The sequence below is a fragment of the Achromobacter sp. SIMBA_011 genome (genome assembly GCF_046535435.1).
Classification (GTDB): Bacteria; Pseudomonadota; Gammaproteobacteria; order Burkholderiales; family Burkholderiaceae_B; genus Achromobacter; species Achromobacter dolens.
This window is the reverse complement of the sequence record NZ_JAWRWN010001064.1, coordinates 1-244: the sequence shown is the minus strand read 5'-3', so window position 1 is coordinate 244 and position 244 is coordinate 1. Positions and strand designations below refer to the sequence as shown.

Annotated in this window: 1 protein-coding gene; it reads left to right on the top strand. The window is 31.1% G+C overall.

All coding sequences use genetic code 11. The features are described 5' to 3' along the window. Window positions 1-244, top strand: a 244-nt coding sequence (locus SB816_RS34285) for a DUF4145 domain-containing protein (RefSeq protein ID WP_410548533.1), incomplete at both ends; no start/stop codon positions are given.

Below are 244 nucleotides of genomic sequence, written 5' to 3'. Positions count from 1 at the left end.
ATAAAGGGGCTGTTAAAGGACAGCTTCATCAAAAACTTAATCAGTTACAACAACAAAAAATTTTACCCCCTTTAATGGGTGACATTTCAAAGGTAATAAAAGATTTTGGAAATATGGCTGCTCATGGAGATCAAGTAGATATTGATAGTTATATAGTTGATGCTATGTTTAGATTAACAAACAAAATACTTGAATATGTCTACATATTGCCAGGGGAAATGAACGAAGCAAGATTTATATTTGA